The sequence below is a fragment of the Pseudomonas bananamidigenes genome (assembly GCF_001679645.1).
Lineage (GTDB): Bacteria > Pseudomonadota > Gammaproteobacteria > Pseudomonadales > Pseudomonadaceae > Aquipseudomonas > Aquipseudomonas bananamidigenes.
Map to the genome: position 1 here is coordinate 66,875 of NZ_LRUN01000001.1, position 21,381 is coordinate 88,255.

General features: G+C 59.9%; 20 protein-coding genes. 12 read left to right on the forward strand and 8 right to left on the reverse strand.

The genetic code is table 11. The features are described 5' to 3' along the window. Positions 1-274 precede the first annotated feature (274 nt). Positions 275-583: a hypothetical protein gene (locus tag BBF94_RS27855; RefSeq protein WP_176704396.1), complete on the forward strand. Its 309-nt coding sequence runs from the start codon at positions 275-277 to the stop codon at positions 581-583. A 42-nt stretch (positions 584-625) separates the two neighbouring features. On the opposite strand, the gene BBF94_RS00300 is transcribed toward BBF94_RS27855, so the two are convergent. Continuing rightward, entirely contained in the window at positions 626-1,852 is a 1,227-nt protein-coding gene (locus BBF94_RS00300; RefSeq protein WP_065257065.1) for a molybdopterin molybdotransferase MoeA, read from the reverse strand. Further along, the gene (gene moaB, locus BBF94_RS00305; protein WP_065257066.1) at positions 1,836-2,375 is read right to left on the reverse strand and encodes a molybdenum cofactor biosynthesis protein B; all 540 of its coding nucleotides are present in this window, start codon (positions 2,373-2,375) and stop codon (positions 1,836-1,838) included. The genes BBF94_RS00300 and moaB overlap by 17 nt, the downstream gene beginning before the upstream one ends. Before the next feature lie 81 nt (positions 2,376-2,456). Here moaB and mobA point away from each other — a divergent pair, with 81 nt between their 5' ends. Together mobA and BBF94_RS00315 are read left to right on the forward strand one after the other, a co-directional pair. Further along, on the forward strand, positions 2,457-3,059 hold the full coding sequence (mobA, locus tag BBF94_RS00310) for a molybdenum cofactor guanylyltransferase MobA (RefSeq protein WP_065257067.1): 603 nt from the start codon (positions 2,457-2,459) through the stop codon (positions 3,057-3,059). 75 nt (positions 3,060-3,134) lie between these two features. Further along, complete coding sequence (locus BBF94_RS00315; RefSeq protein ID WP_065257068.1) at positions 3,135-3,356, forward strand: YgdI/YgdR family lipoprotein; 222 nt, start codon at positions 3,135-3,137, stop codon at positions 3,354-3,356. 69 nt (positions 3,357-3,425) lie between these two features. Here BBF94_RS00315 and BBF94_RS00320 read toward each other — a convergent pair whose 3' ends face one another. The 3 genes from BBF94_RS00320 to BBF94_RS00330 form a co-directional block, all read right to left on the reverse strand. Further along, positions 3,426-4,319, reverse strand: a complete 894-nt coding sequence (locus BBF94_RS00320; RefSeq protein WP_141676535.1) for a pseudouridine synthase — start codon at positions 4,317-4,319, stop codon at positions 3,426-3,428. Positions 4,320-4,385: 66 nt separating this feature from the next. Continuing rightward, a complete protein-coding gene (locus tag BBF94_RS00325) occupies positions 4,386-4,703 on the reverse strand; it encodes a transcriptional regulator (protein WP_065257265.1) in 318 nt (105 codons plus the stop codon). 155 nt (positions 4,704-4,858) lie between these two features. Next, positions 4,859-5,095: a glutaredoxin family protein gene (locus BBF94_RS00330; protein ID WP_065257070.1), complete on the reverse strand. Its 237-nt coding sequence runs from the start codon at positions 5,093-5,095 to the stop codon at positions 4,859-4,861. 201 nt (positions 5,096-5,296) lie between these two features. Here BBF94_RS00330 and BBF94_RS00335 point away from each other — a divergent pair, with 201 nt between their 5' ends. Then, the gene (locus BBF94_RS00335; protein ID WP_065257071.1) at positions 5,297-7,009 is read left to right on the forward strand and encodes a cation:proton antiporter; all 1,713 of its coding nucleotides are present in this window, start codon (positions 5,297-5,299) and stop codon (positions 7,007-7,009) included. Here the strand turns inward: BBF94_RS00335 and BBF94_RS00340 are convergent. Next, positions 7,006-8,214 (reverse strand): ammonium transporter, encoded by a 1,209-nt coding sequence (locus BBF94_RS00340; protein WP_065257072.1) that lies wholly within the window; start codon positions 8,212-8,214, stop codon positions 7,006-7,008. The two genes, BBF94_RS00335 and BBF94_RS00340, sit on opposite strands and share 4 nt — an antisense overlap. A gap of 317 nt (positions 8,215-8,531) precedes the next feature. Here BBF94_RS00340 and BBF94_RS00345 point away from each other — a divergent pair, with 317 nt between their 5' ends. From BBF94_RS00345 to BBF94_RS00380, 8 genes are all read left to right on the forward strand, one after another. After that, the gene (locus BBF94_RS00345; protein ID WP_065257073.1) at positions 8,532-8,846 is read left to right on the forward strand and encodes a DUF883 family protein; all 315 of its coding nucleotides are present in this window, start codon (positions 8,532-8,534) and stop codon (positions 8,844-8,846) included. Between the two features lie 2 nt (positions 8,847-8,848). Then, the gene (locus BBF94_RS00350) at positions 8,849-9,235 is read left to right on the forward strand and encodes a phage holin family protein (RefSeq protein WP_065257074.1); all 387 of its coding nucleotides are present in this window, start codon (positions 8,849-8,851) and stop codon (positions 9,233-9,235) included. After that, positions 9,232-9,570, forward strand: coding sequence for a hypothetical protein (locus BBF94_RS00355; protein WP_065257075.1), 339 nt, complete (start codon positions 9,232-9,234; stop codon positions 9,568-9,570). The genes BBF94_RS00350 and BBF94_RS00355 overlap by 4 nt, the downstream gene beginning before the upstream one ends. A 124-nt stretch (positions 9,571-9,694) precedes the next feature. Beyond that, on the forward strand, positions 9,695-10,858 hold the full coding sequence (locus tag BBF94_RS00360) for an EAL domain-containing protein (protein WP_065257076.1): 1,164 nt from the start codon (positions 9,695-9,697) through the stop codon (positions 10,856-10,858). Between the two features lie 68 nt (positions 10,859-10,926). After that, positions 10,927-12,255, forward strand: a complete 1,329-nt coding sequence (locus BBF94_RS00365) for a deoxyguanosinetriphosphate triphosphohydrolase (RefSeq protein ID WP_065257077.1) — start codon at positions 10,927-10,929, stop codon at positions 12,253-12,255. A 312-nt stretch (positions 12,256-12,567) separates the two neighbouring features. Next, positions 12,568-13,194, forward strand: a complete 627-nt coding sequence (locus BBF94_RS00370; protein ID WP_065257078.1) for a response regulator transcription factor — start codon at positions 12,568-12,570, stop codon at positions 13,192-13,194. 8 nt (positions 13,195-13,202) lie between these two features. Then, the gene (locus BBF94_RS00375; protein ID WP_065257079.1) at positions 13,203-16,859 is read left to right on the forward strand and encodes a transporter substrate-binding domain-containing protein; all 3,657 of its coding nucleotides are present in this window, start codon (positions 13,203-13,205) and stop codon (positions 16,857-16,859) included. A gap of 49 nt (positions 16,860-16,908) precedes the next feature. Then, positions 16,909-19,854 (forward strand): HD domain-containing phosphohydrolase, encoded by a 2,946-nt coding sequence (locus BBF94_RS00380; RefSeq protein ID WP_065257080.1) that lies wholly within the window; start codon positions 16,909-16,911, stop codon positions 19,852-19,854. Here BBF94_RS00380 and BBF94_RS00385 read toward each other — a convergent pair whose 3' ends face one another. Continuing rightward, on the reverse strand, positions 19,855-20,337 hold the full coding sequence (locus BBF94_RS00385; RefSeq protein WP_065257081.1) for a GAF domain-containing protein: 483 nt from the start codon (positions 20,335-20,337) through the stop codon (positions 19,855-19,857). It abuts the gene before it with no gap. Next, on the reverse strand, positions 20,334-21,224 hold the full coding sequence (locus tag BBF94_RS00390; RefSeq protein WP_065257082.1) for an ATP-binding protein: 891 nt from the start codon (positions 21,222-21,224) through the stop codon (positions 20,334-20,336). The genes BBF94_RS00385 and BBF94_RS00390 overlap by 4 nt, the downstream gene beginning before the upstream one ends. Positions 21,225-21,381 lie beyond the last annotated feature (157 nt).

Sequence of the window (21,381 nt, forward strand, 5' to 3'; positions counted from 1 at the left end):
ACCCTCAAGGTACAGAAAAGAGCCGTGGCAGTTTCAAGCAATTACCGGGATCGGGCCTGTTCTTCCTGCAGGCCGGTATTTTTTCGTACGAAATGAAAGGAATCGGCTCAATTGACCTGTCCTTGTCATTGGTACACCGTGTCTCGGCAACATTAATCTTTCACCCGAACACACAGGGATGTGCAGGTAATGCGTGAGTACTTCACCGGGAATTTCGATCATTCGAACGGCATTTTTTGCCGGAGAAAAACAAGAGCGGCAGGCGGGCGGTTCAATGCGCAGTCATGAAGCAATACTGTCAGTGAGTCCGGTTGCCCCTTTCTCCGATGCTCGAACCAGCCCTGAAACTGAAATCAAAAGCGACGCCAACAGCAACGGAGAAACCATCATGGAGCCCCGTTTCACCGAGCTCGAAACTCACCTCAAATACATCCGTCGCGACATGGATGAAGTCAGAGGGGACGTCAAAGCCATCAAATACCGACTTGCCTACGCTGCTGGCGCTACAGCAGTGGTGATTACACTGCTTGGCTGGATAGCCAACAGCCGTTTCGACCAGGTGGTTGCACTGATCAGCCGTTGACAGGCTGAACTGCAGGCCCTCACCGGGCCTGCAGTTCAGGGTTCAGCCGAGCAGGTCGCTCAGCGGAATGAAGGGCACGCTCTCCCCCTGCTCCAGCGTGCGCCCTTCCTGGACCTCTACCAATCCATCGGCCCACGCAGCGCTACGCAGGACACCGGAACTCTGATTACGGTAAATCATCGCTTGTCCCTGCTCCAGGCGTCCCCGCAGAAACTCGCGCCGATTGCCGGCATGGGGCCAGACAAATCCTGCCGGAACCGGAAACTTCAACGGCTCGACATCCTGCACACCCTGGCGACGAAGCAGATACGGTTTGGTCAGCAAGGCGAAAGTCACAAGAGTGGATGCCGGATTACCAGGCAGGCCGATGACCGGAACGTTGCGAAAATGACCGACAGTCAAAGGTTTGCCGGGCTTTATTGCCAGTTTCCAAAGCGTCAGCTCACCCTCTTCCCTCAGCGCGACGCCAAGGAAATCCGCCTCTCCGACCGACACACCACCGGTGGACAGAATCAGGTCGGCCTCTTTGAACGCCCCAAGGCGCGTGCGAGTTGTGGCCAGATCGTCCGGCAGGATGCCGCCGTCGAGCACCTCGCACCCCATGCGCCGCAGCCAACTGCAAAGCACCACCCGGTTGCTGTTGTATATCTGTCCCGGTCCCAGCGCCGCACCCGGTTCAACCAGTTCATCGCCAGTGGACAGTACCGCCACGCGCACCTTTCGCACTACATCAAGTCCGGCACACCCCAGGGAAGCGGCCAGACCCAGCTCGATCGGACCCAGTCGGGTTCCGGCAGGCAGGATCAATTCGCCCGCAGTCGTTTCCTGGCCTTGCGGGCGTATGTTCTGCCCGGCACTCATTGTTTCGATGAACCGTACCCGCTCATCGGCCTCGATCACGGCGTTTTCCTGCATCTCGACACAATCCGCCCCCGGCGGCACCGGTGCGCCTGTGAAGATCCGCGCGCAGGTGCCTGGCAGCAGCGGCTCAGGCGCCTGACCGGCAAAGATCTTCTGACTGACCGGCATCGGCTCGCCGGTCCAGTCGGCCAGATTCAAGGCATAACCATCCATCGCGCTGTTGGGCCATGGCGGCAGATCCAGTGTCGAGATCAGATCCTGCCCCAGTACCCGCCCCTCGACCTGCGCCAGCGGCAAATATTCACACTCCGCAATCCTTGCGGCATCAGCCATTTCGAGCAGCCGCGCCAGTGCAACCTCGACAGGCATCAGGCTGCCGGTCTTGCCCGGCTTACCCACGGGTTTCACAGGGTGCCGCCTGTTTCAGATGAGGGACGAAATTGCACGGACGGTGCCGTGAATCCAGTTGCTCGGCCAAAATCCCGTCCCAACCGGTGCGCACTGCGTTGGTCGAACCTGGCAGGCAACAAACCAGCGTACCGTTGGCCAGACCGGCCAGAGCACGGGATTGCACAGTGGAAGTGCCGATATCGGCCACCGAGATCTGCCGGAACAGTTCACCAAAACCATCAACCTGCTTGTCAAGCAGACAGGCAACGGCTTCCGGCGTACTGTCGCGACCGGTGAAGCCGGTTCCCCCGGTGATCAGCACCACCTGCACGACATCCTCGGCAATCCAGTGGGCGACTTGCGCACGGATCTTGTACAGATCGTCTTTGAGCAATACCCGCTCTGCCAGGTAATGACCGGCGGCGGTCAAACGATCGACGAAGACCTGGCCGGAAGTATCGGTTTCCAGAGTACGGGTATCACTGACTGTCAGTACCGCAATATTGAGCGGTACGAAAGGTACATCGGCCTTGGCTTTCATCGGCTCGTCCAGTTGTAGGGGAAACAGCCCGGTGTTATATCACAGCACTCCATTTTTTCGCCGAACCTGCGGAGCGTCTCCATGATTTCGAATACGCCATTGCCACCCTGCTCCGTCCTCCTGCTGGCCGGCGGACGCGGTCAGCGTATGGGCGGACAGGACAAGGGACTCGTGGAATGGCAGGGCGAACCACTGATCGCTCATCTGCAGCGAAAAGTTCGCCCCTTGACGGACGATCTGATCATTTCCTGCAACCGCAATCATGAGCGCTATGGATGCTTCGCGGATCAATTGGTCAGTGATGATGTGGAGGACTTTCCGGGCCCGCTGGCCGGCATTCGCGCGGGTCTGCGCGCCGCCCGCCATACCCACTTGCTGGTCCTGCCTTGCGACGTGCCGCGAATCGACCTTCCCTTGCTTCAGGAAATGCGCGAGACCGCCAGTCTGAACCCTGAAAACCCTTTGATGCTGCGTCATGATGACCACTGGGAACCCCTGCTGTGCGTGATTCCCGTGGTACTGCTGCCCGCGTTCGAAGACGCCTGGCACCAAGGAGAACGGAGCCCCGGCCGACTCATGCGCAGCCTCGGCGCGAAGGCACTGATCTGCCCGGATAACGACCCGAGGCTGGCCAATCTCAACACCCCGGAACTGTTAAGCTCCCATGACACTGTGTCAGACTGATCGCATTCAAGGAACTCTCACGCCTTGTATACGTCTACAGCTTCAGTAACCAAATTTCCCTTCGGAGACAGACACATGACTCAACGGACTATCGCCACTTTCATGCTTGCACTGGGCCTGGCCACCCTCGCTGGTTGCGCTTCGCCAACGGTGATCACCTTGAATGACGGTCGCGAAATCCAGGCCGTCGACTCGCCAAAATTCGACAAGGATTCCGGCTTCTACGAATTCGAACAACTGGACGGCAAACAGACTCGCATCAACAAGGATCAAGTTCGCACCGTCAAAGAGCTGTAAACGATCCCCCGATATACGAAAAAGCCCGCAAATGCGGGCTTTTTCATGGGCGGCGGCAGACGCCTGCGATCACCAGTCCAGCGTAATCCGGCTTTCAAACTCTCGTGTCTGCCCCGTGACCGGATCAATGAACCGCAACCCCTGCGCCAGAAGCTTGAGCGGTTTGGCGTAATCATCCTCAACGTCCCTGAGTACCTCTGGATAGAACGGATCATTGCATATGCTCGCGCCCAGCGACGTCATGTGCACCCGCAACTGATGCTTCTTGCCGGTCACGGGATACAGACCATAACGCCAGAGCTCACCGTTCCGCTCCCTCACTTCCACTGCCGTTTCGGTATTGCTGTCGCCCGACACTTCCTGCATGCGAAAAAAAGGCTCGCCATCGACCATCCGGCTTTTGTGCACCATCGGAAAGTTCAGCCCGGGGAGCGCGGGAGCGATGGCTTCGTAACGTTTTTCGATTTGCCTGGTCGGAAACAGCGACTGATACGCCGAACGGGTCTGCGGGTTGGCCGAGAAAATCACCAGGCCGGCCGTGTGCCGGTCAATTCGGTGCAGCGGCACCAGATGCGGATTGTCCAGGCGGCGAATCAATCGGCGCAGCAACGTCTGCTCGACATACTCGCCTGCCGGGGTCACCGGGAGGAAGTGCGGTTTGTCCGCCACAACCAGATGCTCGTCCGCGTAGAGAATCGACTCGACCACCGGAATCGGCTTCTCGTCCGGCACTTCGCGAAAGTAGTGAATACGCAGGCCTTCCTTGTACGGCAAATCCAGTGCGATCGGTCGACCCTCGCCGTCCAGCACTCGCCCCCGGGCAATCCTGTCGCGCCATTGCTCGCGCCCGATCGTACTGAAGTGATCGCAGAGGCAATCGAACACTGTCCGCCAGTCACCAGGGGGCAGATAAAGCGTGCTGGCCTGACTCTGTGCGGCGGAAAACACTGATGCGCTGGACATACGGAAAACTCGAACCACGAAACAGAGCCGCATTATCCAGCACAGGGCACGACGGGCCTAGCGGATTCATGCCGGAATCGACTTCATGGCGGCTGCTTCGGTGAACTCCTTAAGCCAGCGCAAGACCTCGACCGCTTCCCAGCGACCCGGGTCGTACAAGGCATACAACAACCCCTGATAGCCCACCACATCCAGTTGCTTGTGATAACCAGCACGCTGGAACAGGGCTTCGATCTCGGCAAAACAGGTATTGAAATGCAGCTTGTTGAACGGCGTCTTGCCTTCCGTGACCAGACCATCCAGACGCAACTCGCGGACGGCCTCGCCAATCACATCCACCGACATCAGGTTCACACTGCTTTTCAATTGTTCGACATTGACCACATTCATCCCTCCGGTGTCCTGCCTGCCCTGCGCATTGTCCAGATAGCGCCAGGCATGGCAGGACCACCCAATTACTGTATGCACATACAGTAACCGAATAATCCGGCAAGCGCCAAGGAAGGAATGATCGCCGCGATGAATGGGCGCAGGAAAACTCAGCGAAGAAATGCCACCACCTGATCGGCGCTGAATGGCCATCCGAGCTCCGCACCGGTATCGGTTCGCCGCAAGACCGGAATCCGAAGGCTGTAAGCTTCGTACCAGGATTCATCGTCAGCGATGTCCACCAGCTCCACCAGCAGGCCATGCTCGACAAAGGGCATCAACTCGGCTTCGGCCACTTCACACAGATGACACCCCAAGGTGCCGAACAGCTGGCATTCAGGAAGCATGTGCGCTCGATCCAGATATTTGATGGGTCATTCTAGGCCCGACCTGCAAACCCGTCGAGCCGCCAGCGTACCCGACTCGCGACCCCGGTTTCCCTGACAGAAAGCCTGACATGAATCAGCTCCCGCCAAGGTGAATTACGCCATGCTCCGGCGTTTTTTGCCTCTACGCTTGAAGAGCCCGCCCCATCGCCGGAGTGTTCTGTGTTTGCCAATCTGCTGATTATCCTCGCCTCCTCCCTGGTGGTGATTGCCCTGTTCCGACGCCTGCGTCTGCCGCCGGTGCTGGGCTATCTGTGTGTAGGACTGATGGTCGGCCCGAAGGCCTTCGACTGGATCAACGAGAGCGAGCATCTGCCGGATCTGGCCGAACTGGGCGTGGTGTTTCTACTGTTCTCCCTGGGGCTGGAATTCTCCCTGTCGAAAATGATTGCGCTTCGCCAGGTAGTGTTTCGCCTGGGCAGCCAGCAAGTACTGATCAGCGCTGGTCTGCTGGGAAGTGGGCTGATGCTGCTGGGCATGCCTCTAGCCCCGGCGCTGCTGCTGGGCGCAGGCCTTTCGCTTTCATCCACGGCGATCGTCACCAAAGAACTGGGCAGCCTCGGCGAAATCTTCAGCAGCCATGGCCAGAATGCGGTCGGGGTCCTGTTGTTTCAGGATGTCGTGGCGGTGTCGTTACTGACACTGGTACCCGTCTTCGCCGGCAGCAGCGACCAGGCGTGGTATTGGGCGTTGCCGCTGACACTGCTCAAGACAGTCGTGCTGTTCATGGGCTTGCTGCTGGCCAGTCGCTGGCTGTTGCCGCGCCTTTTCCAGGAAGTGGCCGCGTCGCGTTCGGCCGAGCTGTTCGTGCTGCTGGCGCTGGTGATCGTATTGCTCACGGCCTGGCTGACACACCTGCTGGGGCTGTCCCCCGCCCTCGGTGCTTTTCTCGCCGGCATGTTGCTGGGAGAAAGTCATTATCGGCACCAGATCGAAGCCGATATCCGGCCGTTCCGCGACATCCTGCTCGGCCTGTTTTTCGTCAGCATCGGCATGCTCATTGACCTGCAACTCTTCACCAGTCACAGCCTTCTGATAATCGCCATGACCCTGGGTCTGCTGGTGATCAAGGGCTCCGTGGTGGCGCTGCTGGTGAAATGGCGTGGCAGCGACAATGAAACCGCCTGGCGCAGCGGCCTGGCCCTGGCGCAGGGTGGCGAGTTCTGTTTCGCCCTGATGGCGCAGATGCAGCAGAATAATTTGATGCCCGCCGATCTCGGCGCCCTGCTCCTCGCGGCGACGTTCTGCTCAATGCTGCTGACACCGCTGATGCTGCGCGCTGCCCCTCGCATCGCCGCGGCCCTGCATCGCAAACCCAATGAGGAAGCACAGATCGAGCAGATCAGCGCCCTCAATGCCGGACTCGATCAGCATGTGGTGATCTGCGGCTACGGGCGTGTCGGTCAGTCGATCGGACGCTTCATGCGCAATGCCGGGCAACCTTACATCGCCCTGGACAACGACCCCGTACGTATTCAGGAGGCAGCCACCGTCGAACGCGACGTGCATTACGGCGATTCTGCACGCGCCGACCTTCTGACCGCAGTCGGCTTGCTGCGTGCAAGGCTGCTGGTGATTGCCGTGGATAAAAGCGATGTGGCGTTGCGGGTGCTCAAGGAGGCCCGGCGACTGAACCCGAAAGTACCGATTCTGGTGCGCACCCGCGACGACAGCCAGTGGTCCGAACTCAAAGCCGCCGGCGCCAGCGAAGTGGTTCCTGAATTGCTGGAGTCAAGCCTGATGCTCGCCGCCCATGCCCTGATTCTTCTCGGCCTGCCGGCGCATCAGGTACAGGAGAAAGTCGATCGGGTGCGCATCGACCGCTACCGCCTGCTGCATGGCTTTTACCCGGGTGCCGACGATGAGGAGACCTAGTCCTGACTGACCGCGCCGATCTTGTGCAAAGACAGGTCGGCGCCGTAGTACTCCTGTTCCTGGCTCAGGCGCAGGCCATGCAATGCCTTGATCGAGCCATAGACGGCGAAGCCACCGACCAGCGCCACTACCACGCCCAACGCCGTGCCGATCAACTGACTGATCAGGCTGACGCCGCCGAGCCCGCCCAATGCGGTCGAGCCGAAGATCCCGCAGGCGATGCCGCCCCACACGCCACATAATCCGTGCAGCGGCCAGACCCCCAGCACATCATCGATCCGCCATTTGACCTGCGCCGCCGTGAAGCACCAGACAAACAGGGCGCCGGCAATCGCACCGGTGACCAGGGCGCCCACCGGGTGCATCAGGTCGGAGCCCGCGCACACCGCCACCAGACCGGCCAACGGGCCGTTGTGCAGAAAGCCCGGGTCATTGCGCCCGACGATCAGTGCCGCCACCGTTCCGCCCACCATCGCCATCAACGAATTGACCGCCACCAGGCCACTGACACCTTGGAGGGTCTGCGCGCTCATCACGTTGAAGCCGAACCAGCCGACGATCAGGATCCACGATCCCAACGCCAGAAACGGAATGCTCGACGGCGCGAACGCCACCAGCCGGCCATCGCGATAACGACCGTTGCGCGGCCCCAGCAACAATACCGCCGCCAGCGCCAGCCAGCCGCCCATGGCGTGAACCACCACGGAGCCGGCGAAATCATGGAACGATGCGCCGAATCGCACCGCCAGCCAGGCTTGCAGCCCATGGTTGCCGTTCCAGATCAGGCCCTCGAAAAACGGATAGATGAACGCCACGATCAGCGCCGTTGCACACAGCTGTGGAACGAACCGGGCCCGCTCGGCAATGCCGCCGGAAATGATCGCCGGAATCGCTGCCGCAAAGGTCAGCAGGAAGAAAAACTTCACCAGTGCGTAACCATGATCGGCACTGAGCACGGTCGCCGGTTGCAGAAACGTCACCCCGTACGAGATCCAGTAGCCTATAAAGAAATAGGCCAGCGTCGACACCGCGAAGTCGCTGAGAATCTTCGACAGGGCATTGACCTGATTCTTCTGGCGAACCGTTCCGACCTCCAGAAAAGCGAAACCGGCATGCATGGCCAGCACCATAACGGCACCGATCAGAATGAATAACGTGTTGGAACCATGAACGAGCGTATCCACAGCGCTTTGCAGATTTTCCATGAAGAGTCAGACCCAAGGCTGAAAAAGGCACCAAAGCGGTTCATGCGGACATTTCACGCACCAAGTTGCGACCACGCAGATCACCAACCCATGGGGCGGGTGAACCGCTTTGGCGCACGAGGTCGATGTCCTGAGCTGAACCCGTGTCATCCGGGCTATGATTTCCCGGTTTCGCGCCCGGCAATAGCGCACCATGGCCAGACGACGCACCACGACACAGCAAAAGATGTACCAGTCATTTGTACTGAACCTTCACGCAAGGCGCATACTCGAAAGTTTCAGAAGCCGCTTCAGACTGCCACTTACGGAGATCCCCAATGGCCAGCACCAAGGCAAAGACTGCTCAAGAAATCCTGATGAACGACTTCCAGACCCTGGTCAGCGACACTGAACGGTTGCTGGAACATACCGCCACGCTGGCCGGCGATCAGGCTGACGAGTTGCGCGAACAGATCCATGAAAGCCTGCTGCGCGCACGGGAAACCCTGAAGTTGACCGAAGACACTCTGCGCCAGCGCGGGCAGGCCGCGGTCAATGCCACTGAAGATTACGTATCGGCCAATCCGTGGCAATCGGTGGGCATCGCCGCCGGGGTGGGCTTTCTGCTTGGCCTGCTGGCCACGCGGCGCTGATCATGTCGATCGGTGAATCCGGCCCGACTGCGGGCACTGCCTCTTCCACACGGCGCCTGGGCGCTGCCGTCCTCGGTCTTCTGCACAGTCATGTCGAGCTGTTCGGCATCGAACTGCAAGAGCAAAAGGCGCGCACTGTCAGCCTGTTACTGTTCGCCGGTCTGGCACTGGTATTCGCACTGCTGTTGCTGGTCGGCCTGTCGACACTGGTCCTGATCGTGTTCTGGGACACCTATCGTCTCGCCGCGATCATCGGCCTGTGCGTGTTCTACACCCTGGCGGCGATCTTCTGCGGGCTGCGCTTGAAGGCTGCAATCTTCGATGAATCCTCGCCCTTCCACGGCACCCTGGAAGAACTGGCCAACGACCGGGAGCGCCTGTTGCCATGAGCCTGCCTGAACTTCCGCGCAACAGCTCGCGCCAGGAAATGCGCAAGGCCCTGATCCGCCTGCGCATGGAAATGCATCGCCAGGAAATCCGCCACGAAACCGGACAACTGATGGAGCCCTTGCACCGCATGCGTGGCATGAAGCAGAACCTGCAAGACGGTTTCGGCATCAAGCACGCGCCGTTGTGGGGCGTGGCGGCGGTGACGTTGCTGGGTTTTCTCACCGGCAAGGGCGCCAAAAGCGGTGGCATCAGCGGCGTGAGCCGTTTGATCCGCCTCGGAACCAGCCTCGCACCGCTGATCAGACTGGTCATGCAGAACTCCGGCAAGCGCTGAGTTTCACATCTGGCTGCATTCTTGCACTGCACGCGGGATCGAATCTCTTCATCAGGAGATTCGGTCCCGCTCGCCTGTACGGCTGGCAGGACCCGACCAGAACAACAATGACCAAGGAGGCCCCGTGATCGACGGGCAACCGCTCGCCTGCTTTCAGCCTTTCATCGATACCGCCACCGGACGCATTGCAGGCGTCGAGGCTCTGGGTCGCCTGCGCCAGGCGCAAGGGCAACTGATGTCGGTCGGGCCGTTGTTCGCCGATCCAAGAACGCCCGCTACCGCACTGCGCCGCCTCGACCGGCAGATTCGTGACAATGCGCTGAGCCGGTTTCACGACGCACCACCGGACTGGTTTCTCAGCCTGAACATGTCACCACGCTGGATCAGCCGTTTGCGCCCCGACCAGGCGCTGCCAAGTCTCAAGCAATTGGCCCGGCATGGCGTCGACCCGCAGCGGATAGTCTTCGAAATCACCGAACTGGGTGGCAACAGCCAGCGTTTGTCTGAAGTGGTGGCGCGCTACCGTGATGCCGGGGCTCGAATCGCCATAGATGATTTCGGCGCCGGATACTCACAGCTCGATCGCGTGCTGGCCCTGCAACCGGACATCCTCAAGCTCGACATGCGCCTGTTTCAGGCCGCCGCTCTCGGCGGACCCAGCAGCGATGTGGTCAAGGCGCTGGCGCAGATGGCGGAAAAAACCGGTTGCCGGATCATTGCCGAAGGGGTGGAAACCGAGGCCCAGCTGAATTTCGCCCTGGAGGTGGGCTCACGTTATGTACAGGGGTTTCTGTTCGCCCGCGCGCAGCAGGCCTTCTTTGCAACGGACGCTTTCGTCCCGCGCTTCGCTGAACTGCGCCAGTCCTATGTGAAGCAGAAGCTCGCCGAGCGTGGCAAACTGATGTCGATGCGCCAACAACTCGCTGAACTGATGACGATCCTGCAGAACTGGGCCCAGACCCGCGCCCCGCTCAGTGCCTTGCCGCAACTGGATGCCTTTCCGTGGCTGCTGCGTTTTTACCAGTGCGATCGTCAAGGCACCCAACTGACACCGAACCTGGAATGGCGCCAGAGTGGCTGGGTTGCCGACAACCGTTATCTGGGTCACAACTGGTCGTGGCGTCCTTACTTCTACCACCTGTTGGCCGAAGGCCGGGAAGAACGGCGACTGATGCTTTCCAACACGTATCGCGACGCCACCACCAACCAGTATTGCCTGACTGCCGGACAGTTCTTCGACAACGGCGAACGCCTGTTGTTGATCGACATCGACGCCGCCGGGCTGTAGTTGTACTTGCAGACGTCCTCCCGAACCGGGAAGCTAGGGCACCAGTCACCCGACGGAGAGAATCAGCCTTGGATTGGCAAACCCTGCTCAACCGCGAACGTCTCGGCAAGCCGCTGCACAGCCCGCAGGAACTCGGCCGCAGCCCGTTCCACAAAGACCACGACCGCATCATTTTCTCCGGTGCCTTCCGCCGTCTGGGCCGCAAGACACAGGTGCATCCCGTCTCGAGCAACGACCATATCCACACGCGCCTGACCCACTCGCTGGAAGTCAGTTGCGTCGGACGCTCGCTCGGCATGCGCGTCGGTGAAACCCTGCGTCGCGCCCTGCCCGAGTGGTGTGAGCCGAGCGACCTGGGCATGGTCGTGCAGTCCGCCTGCCTGGCCCATGACATCGGCAACCCGCCCTTCGGTCATTCCGGCGAAGACGCTATCCGCCACTGGTTCCAGCAGGCCGCCGGGCGTGGCTGGCTGGATGCGATGAGTGACGCCGAACGCGGTGACTTCCTGAACTTCGAAGGCAATGCCCAGGGTTTCCGGGTTCTCACGCAGCTGGAATATCACCAGTTCGACGGTGGCACCCGCTTGACCTATGCGACCCTCGGCACGTACCTCAAGTACCCGTGGACCGCGCGTCACGCCGACTCCCTGGGGTACAAGAAACACAAGTTCGGCTGCTACCAGAGCGAGTTGCCATTGCTGGAGCAGATCGCCCACAAGCTGGGCCTGCCGCAACTCGAGGAACAGCGCTGGGCACGTCATCCGCTGGTGTATCTGATGGAGGCCGCGGACGACATCTGCTATGCGCTGATCGATCTGGAAGACGGACTGGAAATGGATCTGCTGGACTATGCCGAGGTCGAGTCATTGCTGCTTGGCCTGGTCGGCGACGACTTGCCGGAAACCTATCGGCAGCTGGGACCGCAGGATTCGCGTCGGCGCAAACTGGCGATCCTGCGGGGCAAGGCCATCGAACACTTGACCAACGCCGCTGCCCGGGCCTTCGTCGAACAACAGGACGCGTTGCTGGCCGGGACGCTTCATGGTGATCTCGTGGAGCACATGCATGGTCCGGCCAAACGTTGCGTGCTGAATGCCAAGGACATCGCCCGCAAGAAAATCTTTCAGGACAAACGCAAGACGCTGCATGAAATCGGCGCTTACACGACCCTGGAAATTCTGCTCAATGCGTTTTGCGGCGCAGCCCTGGAACAACACAATGGCCGCACGCCGTCCTTCAAGAGCCGCAGGATCCTCGACCTGCTGGGCAACAATGCGCCGGACCCGCATGGCCCGTTGCACACCTCGTTCCTGCGCATGATCGACTTCATCGCCGGCATGACCGATAGCTACGCCAGTGACATGGCGCTGGAAATGACCGGGCGCTCCAGCCATTGATAACCGGTCGCCCGACCGATCAGCCTTGGATCGGTCGGGTCAGTGATCGCAGTCAATAACCGAAACAACAGTCCATGAATGGACGACAAACATTAAACAAGCCGATCTTCAGCCATACACAGATTTCCAGCAGGAATTGCGAAGAGGACACCCCGTCTCTCTACCTACGCCAAAACTAGTTATTGCGTAGTCTCATTCCTCTTTACTTGTAGGAACAATCCTAGATTGCTGCTGAGACCCTGTGGGTTCATGCGACCGCTCATCCAACTGAGCTAAGGTGCGCCCTTTAATCGCGCTCGCATGGGACTTTATATGAACTCCGTTTTTATCGTCGACGATCATCCCGTTATTCGCCTTGCCGTTCGAATGCTTCTGGAACATGAAGGTTATAAAGTCGTCGGGGAAACCGATAATGGCGTCGATGCCATGCAAATGGTCCGTGAATGCGCTCCCGACCTGATCATTCTCGACATCAGTATTCCGAAACTGGACGGGCTGGAAGTTCTGGCCCGCTTCAACGCCATGAGTTCTCCCTTCAAGACGCTGGTCCTGACTGCACAGTGCCCTACACTGTTCGGTATCCGCTGCATGCAGTCCGGTGCATCGGGCTATGTGTGCAAACAGGAGGACCTGAGTGAACTCGTCAGCGCAATAAAGGCTGTTCTTTCCGGTTACAACTATTTTCCCAGCCAGGCACTGAATCCGGTTCGCAATGATGATATTCGCTACGTGGAACTGGAACTTTTCAAGTCGGTAAACGACAGGGAGTTGATGGTGTTGCAACTGTTTGCCCAGGGCCGGACAAACAAGGAAATTGCCAAGGGCATGTTTCTCAGCAACAAGACCGTCAGTACTTATAAAAAACGCCTGATGCAGAAACTCAAGGCCAAATCCCTTGTAGAACTTATCGAAATGGCCAAACGTAACGCACTCGTGTGAGAGCCAACATGTCCAGCCATTTAAAGAAGTGTCTGATCATTGCAAGTACATGCCTGGGGTTAAGTGCTTCAGTAACAGCCACGCCCGCCTCGCCACAAGACTTGACCCTGCTCAGCCGTTCGACCGGCAGAACACTGCCGGTACTGCTCGAACCTTCGCAACGGGACTGGCTGAACAGGCGCAACGAACTGATTCTGGGCACCTCCGCTCCCGACTATCCGCCATTCGACATGACCGCCAGCGGTCGTGATTACGAAGGTTTCACCGCGGACTACGCCGGAATCATCGGGCAGGCAACCGCCCTGCCGATCAAGGTAAAGCGGTTTTCCAGCCGAGAAGCCGCCATTGCGGCCCTGATCGACGGCAGCATCGACATGCTCGGGACATCCAACGGGCTGGAAGCGGAGAACCGCAATCTTGTCCTGTCCAGCCCCTACGCCATCGATCAACCCGTGCTGGTGACCCGCGAAGGCGAAACCCGTTCATTGAGCGAAGGTCTGGCCGGTTTGCGTCTGAGCATGCTGTATCACTACCTGCCGCTGGACGAGATCAAGACCCTGTACCCCAAGGCGCTCGTCACGGCCTACCCGTCCTACCAGAACGCTATCAATGCAGTGGCGTTCGATCAGGCGGACGTGTTTCTCGGCGATACCATTTCCACCCACTACATGATCAGCAAGGGCTACCTGAACAACATCCGCATGGCCAATTTCGGCAAGCACGAAGCGCACGGTTTCAGTTTCGCCGTGCGTCGTGACAACCCGCAATTGCTGGGCATCATCGATAACGTGCTCAAGGCCGTCCCGGCGAGCGAACGGGAGCATATCGCCAAACGCTGGAGTGCCGGCAGCGACACCTTGCTGACCGATCAGAAACTGCAACTGACCCACCGCGAAGAGCAATGGCTGAAAAAACACCCGGTTGTCAGTGTGGTGGTCAACGAGGCCTTCGCTCCCCTGACATTCTTCGATACCGATGGCAACTTTCGCGGCATCAGCGCCGACCTGCTCGAACTCATACGCCTGCGCACCGGTCTGCGCTTCGATGTACGCCGCAGCCGCAGTGACGCCGAGATGATCAAGCAGATCGAAAACCGGCAGGTCGACCTGATTGCCGCTCTGCTGCCGACACCCCGGAGAGAAGAAACCCTCCGATTCAGTCGCCCCTATCTTGAAAACTCCTACGTCCTGCTGACGCGCAAGGCTGCCGACAGTCCGACACACCTCGGACAACTCAAGCGCAAGCGCCTGGCCATTGCCCAGGGCAACCCGATGATCGAATATCTGCGCCGCGAGTTTCCCTATATCCAGTTGATCGAAACGCCGGACACCTTCAGTGCGGTGGCCTTGCTCGACGAAGGTCAGGTCGACGGAGCCGTGAATTCGCTGGTGATCGCCAACTACTTCATCGCCTCACACATTTTCGAACAGCCGCTACAGATCACCACCACCATCGGTACGCGCCAGGCAGCGTTTTCCCTGGCAACAGCGCGAGACAACCCCGAACTGAGTTCGATCATCGACAAGACGCTGATGAGCATCACGCCCGAGGAGCTGGGTATCATCAATGGCCGCTGGCGTGGTTATTCAAGTGTTTCCCAGGGTGCGTGGCACCAATACCGGCGTCTCTTCTATCAAGTCATAGGCGGTGCCGGCCTGCTTCTGCTGCTTTCACTGTTCTGGAATGCCTACATGCGCCGCCAGATCAGGCAGCGAAAATCAGCCGAACGCGCCCTGAGCGACCAGCTGGAGTTCATGCGCTCGTTGCTCAACGGCACGCCGCATCCAATCTATGTGCGTGATCGGCAGGGACTGCTGCAAAGTTGCAACGACAGCTACCTGGAAACCTTCAATGTCCGGCGCGAAGACGTCATCGGCAAAAGCGTCATGGAGGGAGCCCTCAACAACGCATACGAAGCCAGGGTTTTCCAGGCCGATTACCAGCGAGTGGTGACCGAGGGCAAGCCGCTTGTGCTCGACCGGCCACTGCACATCGGCGACCGACGCCTGACGATCTATCACTGGATCCTGCCGTATCGCGACTCCAGCGGTGACGTTCAGGGCATCATCGGTGGCTGGATCGACATCAGCGAGCGTCATGAACTGTTCGATGAACTGCGCACCGCCAAGGAGCGGGCGGACGATGCCAACCGGGCCAAGAGTACGTTTCTGGCGACCATGAGCCACGAAATCCGTACACCGATGAACGCGGTGATCGGCATGCTCGAGTTATCCCTCAAACGCATGGACAAAATGCACCCGGACCGCGCCAACATCGAAACCGCCTACAGTTCGGCCAAGGACCTGCTGGGGTTGATCGGTGACATCCTGGATATCGCCCGGATCGAATCCGGACGTCTGAGTCTGAGCCCCCAGCGCGTCAACCTCGTCGGGACCATCGGTTCGGTGATCAGGATTTTCGAAGGTCTGGCCCGTCAGAAACATCTGGATCTGACGCTGAATGTCTCCCCTCCCGGACTGGACGTCGACGTGCACCTGGACCCTCTGCGCTTCAAGCAGGTACTGTCGAACCTGATCAGTAATGCCATCAAGTTCACCGAGCATGGCCAGGTGCAGGTCTCGCTGGAAGTGCTGGCCGGCGAACGCCCCGATTGCTCCCGGGTGAAATTGACCGTACAGGACAGCGGCATCGGTATCACGGCCGAGGATCAACGGCGTCTGTTCGAACCTTTCGCTCAGGCCCGCCATGGCAAGTGCCGGGCAATCGGCGGTGCCGGGCTGGGCCTGGTCATCAGCCGAAATCTTTGCGAAATGATGGGTGGCGAACTGCAATTGAGCAGCCAGCCGGGGGGCGGCACCCAAGTCAGTGTGTCGTTGCCCCTGGCGACCCTGCCCGCGCAAGTGACCGGCCCGGAACTGGAACCGCAGATCCAGACCGCCCTCACCCCTCTGAACGTGCTGATTGTCGACGATCATCCGGCCAACCGCCTGCTGATGTGTCAACAACTGGAGTACCTCGGTCATCGATACAGCATCGCCGAAGAGGGACGCAGCGCGTTGGAACAATGGAAAGGCAGCACATTCGACCTGGTCATCGCCGATTGCAACATGCCCGTCATGAACGGATATGAGCTGACCCGGGCGATCCGCCGCCATGAAAGGCTCACGCAACGGCCGGCCTGCGTGGTACTCGGGTTTACGGCCAATGCCCAGCCGGAAGAGATCCTGCGCTGCAAGCAGGCCGGCATGAACGAATGCCTGTTCAAACCCCTGAGCCTGAGCATCCTGAGCCAGTGGGTCGACAACGTACGCCCCCTGTTTCGTGCGCCGCCGTTCAACTTGCAGGGAATGCAATCGCTGACGGGTGGAAATCCGGCGCAGATGCGACGACTGCTGAGCGAATTGCTCAAAAGCAGTCGGCAGGATCGCCAGGACCTGCAGACCCTGTCCCGAAGAGGTGACCCAAAGGCGCTGGCCGAGATTGCGCACCGGATCAAAGGCGCTGCACGCATCGCCCAAGCCGCACACCTGATCGAGCGCTGTGATGCCCTTGAACAGGCATGTCTGCAGGCATTGCCGCAATGCGAGATCGAACGCCGATGCGAAGACGGCCATAACGCCATCCTCGAACTGGAAATGGCACTGGAGAGAGCACTTGAGCAACAACAGGTGCAGTCGGGACAGAGCAGAGTGAGCGGGCCTTAACTATGCTTGAGCGCTGAGCAGTGTGTTTTTTCAACACGGAGAGTCCGCAATGCCCAGCCCACTGCGCCCGGAACAACGCCGGTTTCCCTTACATGTGCACATCAGCGTCATGTTCACCTTTCTGCTGTTGCTCACCGGTGTGGTACTGGGGCTGTTCAACTATCGGCAGACCACGCAGATCATCCTGTCGAGCGGCGAAAAACTGTTTGAACGCATCGAACAGGATGTGCGCGTCGATCTGCAATCGACCTACACACCGATCCGGCACTTGCTCAGCCTGCTCGCGGACACGACGGGAACCCGGGCCACCACACTGGAACAGCGTCTGACGCTGCTCAAGCCATTCAGCCAGTCGCTGGCGGACAATCCCGACCTGGCTTCGCTGTATCTGGGGTACGACAACGGTGATTTCTTCATGGTACGGCCATTGCGCACCGCGCCACTGAAGACAGTTCTCAAGGCCCCGGATGCGGCGGCCTATCAGGTCTGGAGCATCGAACATGACACCAGCGGCAAGGCACGCTCGCAATCATTGTTCTTCGATCGTGAACTGACAGCGATCGGTCGTACCGATAATCAGGACGACGCCTACGATCCACGTGACCGGGCCTGGTACAAACTCGCGCAGCAGCAGGACGAGCAAGTCACCACCGAGCCCTACGTATTTTTTTCCACACGCAATGTCGGTACCACCCTTGCCCGGCGCAGCGGCGAACACGCAGTCATCGCCGCCGACCTGACCCTCGATGCACTGTCGGCGACCCTGATCAAGCATGTGGTGACACCGGCGACCGAAATCGTCCTCTACGATGCCGATGGCAACGCCGTGGCATACCCTGACAGCCGCCGGTTGATCGTCGATGACCAGAGCGCGCGACTGGCCCGGGCGGCAGACCTGAGCCCGAGCCTGCATGCCCTGTTGACTGGCGAACACCCGGGCAACCGACTGAACGCCGACGGGCGACGTTGGATCTTCGCCCGCAGCCACTTGCAGGAAGGTGGACCCAAAGGCCTGCAGATGGCCTTGCTGGTGCCGGAGGACGAGTTACTGGTCGATGCCTATCGCATGCGCTGGCAAGGTGCGTTGATCACGCTCGCTACGTTGTTGCTGTGTCTGCCGCTGGGCTGGCTGATTTCACGGATTCTGGTCAAGCCGCTGCACGCACTGGTCAGGGAGGCCGATGCGATTCGCAGTTTCGACTTCAACTTCCCCGTGACACGGCGCTCGCCGGTGCTGGAGGTCGATCAGTTGAGCCTGTCGATGGCGCGCATGAAAGACACCCTGGCCAGTTTCTTTCGCATCACCGACAGTCTGACTGCCGAAACTCGCTTCGCCCCGCTGCTGCAACGGGTGCTGTTCGAAACGGTGCAGATCGCCCAGGCCCAGGCGGGACTGATTTATCTGCGCGAAAGCGATGGCAAGCGCATTGAACCTTATGGTCTGGTGATCGATGGTGTTTCCCGGACGCCGTCCGAGTTCGATGTTCAAGGCTACGACCTTGATGCCACACAACGTCCCGAATGGTTCGGGCAACTGGTGCAGGCCGACAACACCGTGACCGGTCTGGGCTTCGAACAGGCCGCCGATCTGCAAAAAGTCCTGCTGGCCATGGCCACGCCCAGGGTTCATCTGATCGGCCTGCGCCTGCACAATCGACACAACGAGACGGTCGGCCTGCTGTTGCTGCTGATCAACGACAGCGGCACGGTTGCCGACCAGGAAAAACTGCGCCCGGACCGCATCGCATTCCTGCAGGCCGTGTCCGGCGCCGCGACAGTGAGTATCGAAAGTCAGCGCCTGCAGGCCCGACAGAAACAACTGCTGGATGCGTTCATTCAACTGCTGGCCGGTGCAATCGATGCCAAGAGTCCTTACACCGGCGGACACTGCCAGCGCGTGCCGGAACTGACCCTGATGCTCGCTCGTGCCGCCGCAGCCAGCGAGGCGCCGGCCTTCAGCGATTACCAGCCCGGTGAGGACGAATGGGAAGCCTTGCACATCGCCGCGTGGCTGCACGACTGCGGCAAGGTCACGACTCCGGAATACGTCGTCGACAAAGCCACCAAACTGGAAACCCTGAACGACCGCATCCATGAAATCCGCACCCGGTTCGAAGTGCTCAAGCGCGATGCCTGGATCAGTTACTGGCAGGCGCTGGCGTCGGGTGGCGATGAACAGCAACTGGCCGGTTTGCGAGACGCAACACTCATGGCTCTGGATGACGACTTCGGTTTTGTCGCCCGCTGCAATCTGGGTAGCGAAGCCATGGCCGAAACCGACCTGCAGCGTCTCGAGGATATCGCGCAGCGCACCTGGACGCGCACCCTGGATGATCGCCTGGGTGTGTCCTGGGAAGAAAACCGGCGTCAGGCGCGCACGTCGGCACCGACCTTGCCGGTCAGCGAAAAACTGTTGGCGGACAAGCCCGAGCACTTGCTCGAACGCAGCGACGGCGAGCTGATCCCGGAAGACAATCCGTGGGGATTCAAACTCGACGTCCCGCGTTACAAATACAACCGAGGCGAGCTTTACAACCTGAGCATTCCTCGCGGCACCCTGACCCGCGAAGAACGCTACATCATCAACCACCACATGGTGCAGACGATCCTGATGCTCAGTCATCTGCCCTTCCCCGGGCACCTGAACAACGTGGCGGAAATTGCCGGCGGCCACCATGAAAAAATGGACGGCACCGGTTACCCGAAACGTTTGAAACGCGAGGAAATGAGCCTGCCTGCGCGAATGATGGCGATCGCCGATATCTTTGAAGCCCTGACCGCCGCCGACCGCCCTTACAAAAAGGCCAAGACGCTCAGCGAAGCGCTGGCAATCATGGCCACCATGTGCCGCGAGGCGCATATCGACGCCGAGCTGTTCGGCCTGTTCATCCGCGAACGCGTTTACCTGCAATATGCCGGCCGCTTCCTCGACCCGCAGCAGGTCGATTTGGTAGATCCCGCCGGCGTGTTGCGCAAGGCGGGTCTGGCGGCGTGATCAGCAGTCGGTCAGGCGCAGGAAGATCGCCGCCAGTCGTTCGATACCGGCCTGATCTTCTGTGCCGAAGCGGGCCAGCTTCGGACTGTCGAGGTCGAGGACGCCAATCAGACGACCGTCCTTGACCAGCGGCACCACCAGTTCGCTGTTCGATGCGCTGTCACAGGCGATGTGACCGGGGAATGCGTGAACGTCTTCGACCCGTTGGCTCTGCAGGCTGGCCGCCGCCGCGCCACACACGCCGCGACCGAACGGAATGCGTACGCAGGCGATCTGGCCCTGGAACGGGCCCAGCACCAGCTCTTCATTGCGATTGAGGTAGAAACCGGCCCAGTTCAGGTCGTCGAGCTGGTTGAACAGGAACGCCGAAAACTGTGCGGCGTTGGCGATGAAATCGCGCTCGTCCGCCAGCAGCGACTCCAGTTGCGCGGCCAGCATCCCATAGCCTTCCAGACCCTGGCCGCTCTGTTGCAAATCAATCATGCCTTGTGCTCCAGCAATTTCAGTCCCACCCAATAGCGGGCGAATTGGTATGCGCAACGTCCGTTGCGGTTGCCGCGGCCGGTTGCCCAGCGTACGGCTTGAATGTCCAGTTGTTCGTCGCGCTGCCAGCTCAGCCCGGCCCTGGAGGCCAGCTGGCCGATCCAGTGTTCGACAACATTGAGGAAGTGTTCCTGGGTAAACGGATAGAACGACAGCCACAGGCCGAAGCGATCCGACAGGGCGATCTTGTCTTCCACCGCCTCGCTGGGATGCAGCTCGCCATCGACGCGCTTCCAGTTTTCGTTGTCGCTTTCCTTTTCCGGCACCAGGTGACGACGGTTGGAGGTCGCGTACAGCAACACGTTGTCCGGCGCCTGTTCCAGCGAGCCATCCAGCACGCTTTTCAGCACCCGGTAATCGCCTTCGCCGGACTCGAACGACAGATCATCGCAAAACAGCACGAAACGCTGTGGCAGTTTGGCGACCTGCTCCACCACCCGCGGCAGGTCCGCCAGATGATCGCGCTCGATCTCGATCAGGCGCAGGCCGGCCTTGGCGTGTTCGGCCAGCAGCGCCCGCACCAGCGAGGATTTCCCGGTCCCGCGCGAGCCCCAGAGCAGCGCATGGTTGGCCGGCATGCCGTCGAGGAACTGTTGGGTATTTCGGCCCAGTTGCTCCAGTTGCCGATCGACACCGATCAGGTCCGACAAACGCATGTCGAGGCTGACCTCCAGTGGCAGCAGGTAGCCGCTGCGCCCGTCGCGCTGCCAGCGGGCAGCCAGGCAAGTACCCCAGTCGATGAGCGGGCGTGGCGCCGGCAGCAACGGTTCGATTCGCGCCAGAACCGACTCTGCGCGCTCAAGAAAAGCATTCAATCGGGAATCCACGTCTTCTCCTCGGGCGGGTTGGCAGTGATGATGACAAAGCAGCGACAGACAATAGCGTTCGACACCCGTCCCGGCCCTTGTTACAAGGCTATGCGGGAACTCCGGTATCCATGCATGATCGACTATGCTTGAGCAGCGAAGGGAAACGTAAGTGGTT